Origin of the sequence: Synechococcus sp. R70.1 (genome assembly GCF_047461675.1) — a bacterium.
Classification (GTDB): domain Bacteria; phylum Cyanobacteriota; class Cyanobacteriia; order Thermostichales; family Thermostichaceae; genus Thermostichus.
Genome location: NZ_JANSHR010000070.1, coordinates 1 through 874 on the forward strand (window position 1 = coordinate 1; position 874 = coordinate 874).

Annotated in this window: 1 protein-coding gene; it reads left to right on the plus strand. The window is 60.5% G+C overall.

Features of this window, described 5'->3' with window-relative positions; all coding sequences use genetic code 11:
- On the plus strand, positions 1 to 874 hold an 874-nt coding region (locus NW807_RS08900), incomplete at both ends, for a PddD domain-containing protein (RefSeq protein WP_414425877.1).

Below are 874 nucleotides of genomic sequence, written 5' to 3' on the forward strand. Positions count from 1 at the left end.
TGCGGCTGGATCGGGAAGAGACGGGCCGCACCCAGGTGCAGGCGGAGCTGACCCAAGCCATGGAATACATCCAGCAGGATTTGGCGGAGGCTCTTTACATTTACAACGATGCGGAACAGCCCAACGGAGACGGAACGCCAGATCTCATCCAAAGGCTTTACACCCCCGGCTGGATCCGCCGACCCAATGACGCTATCCCGGTTGTTGCCTTTTGGAAGTTGGAGCCGATCCCGCAGGGATGTTACCGTACTCAGCGAGAGGACGGTACTCCGGGAGACCAAATCCCCAACTTGCAACAGATTCGAGAAGGCCGCGCCATCCTACCTGTCCAACCACCTCCTGGGTTCCCGCGCGATCGGAACGGTAGAAATGCGGATTGGGACACTCTTGTCAGCCGCCGCGGCATCTACACCCTGGTGGTGTACTACCTACGCCGCAACTACAACAACGCCGGCAACCCAACGGGGCCCACTCCCTGGGAAGGCAACGCGCGGATCGACCGTTTTGAGTTGCGACCCTTCAACACTGAGGGTCAAAATAACTGCGCCGGGCGCAGCCCGTTCTTTGTTGAGGATCCCGATCCGTTCCGAGATGGTTTCCTTGCTTGGCCTTCCGAGCAAGCTCGAGCGCGCCAAATCCCCATTGCCGGCAGGGCAGATGGCCCCCGCCTGACAACTTTGGTCTCCAACATCTTCAGCAGCCGGGAGGGAAGTCCGCAGGTTGCGCCCCTCTGCCCGCAGGGCTATGCCTTTGGCGGCGGCAGACCCAACGGCGTCACCTTCCCAGGGCTGGGAGATAACCAAAACGACGTGGGCTTCTATGTCTGCGTGCGGCAAAGCGTCGGCGCTGACCGACCGCAGGATGTGATCATCAA